Here is a 931-nt window from a genome sequence, read left to right on the forward strand (position 1 = left end):
TCATTTATGCTGCCTGATTTAAGAGGGCGTGTACCCGTACATTTTGGGCAAGGCCCAGGATTACAACCTTACCCTATAGCGCGTCAGGCTGGCGTAGAAAAAGTGACGCTTCTACCACAGCAGATGCCAGCACACACCCATAGCTTGCAGGCAAATAATAATCGTGCAACTACATCTACAGCCATTGGTAATGTTTTGGCGAGAAGCCCTGCAACTGAGTCAACTTATATATCAGGCGCTGTCACGGGAGAAAGTCAGCAACTAAATGACGCTGCAGTTGAAACTGTGGGTGCTAATGAGCCGCATACTAATATGATGCCTTATTTGGCTATACATTTTATTATTTGCCTCAACGGCCTCTTCCCATCAAGAAATTAAAGGAGAAATATTATGGCTGAACCATTTATGGCTGAAATTAGAATATTTGGTCTTACGTATAGTCCTAGAGCTTGGGCTAAATGCGCAGGGCAAATACTCAGTATTTCACAATCTACAGCGCTATTTAGTTTGCTGGGAACTAATTTCGGTGGTGATGGACGAACAACATTTGGAGTCCCTGATTTACAAGGCAGAGCACCAATGCATGCGGGATCAGGGATAGGACTAACGACTCGGCCATTTTCTACCTTTGGTGGTGTTAGCCAAGTAGCGTTGGCCCCCATACAGCTACCTAAGCATGACCATGTTATTTCAGGTGTATTTCAAGCTGGTAATACTGACCAACCAAGTGATAATCAACTTGCAATAGACGTTGCCTCCTCAGGTGGTGCACTGCGATATACTGCGCCACTGGATAGTAATACAAGTGCTATGAGTAGCAGCAGTTTAGCATCGTCAGGTAAGAGTCAGCGGCATGAAAATATGCAACCTAGCTTAGCGTTAAACTTTTGCATTGCACTAGATGGAATTTATCCACCAAGAAATTGATGTG

Annotated in this window: 2 protein-coding genes; both read left to right on the forward strand. The window is 44.4% G+C overall.

The window, feature by feature from the left end:
* Positions 1–378: phage tail protein (locus H5232_RS23430; protein WP_182831688.1), on the forward strand; the 378-nt coding region annotated here is incomplete at its 5' end.
* A gap of 12 nt (positions 379–390) precedes the next feature.
* A complete protein-coding gene (locus H5232_RS23435) occupies positions 391–927 on the forward strand; it encodes a phage tail protein (RefSeq protein ID WP_054205193.1) in 537 nt (178 codons plus the stop codon).
* The last annotated feature ends 4 nt before the right edge of the window (positions 928–931 follow it).

Source organism: Pseudoalteromonas sp. SG41-5 (assembly GCF_014164495.1).
GTDB lineage: Bacteria > Pseudomonadota > Gammaproteobacteria > Enterobacterales > Alteromonadaceae > Pseudoalteromonas > Pseudoalteromonas rhizosphaerae.

Bases quoted from the DNA above. Each gene is read 5' to 3' on its own strand.
- H5232_RS23435 (WP_054205193.1), top strand. From the start codon at position 391: ATGGCTGAACCATTTATGGCTGAAATTAGAATATTTGGTCTTACGTAT.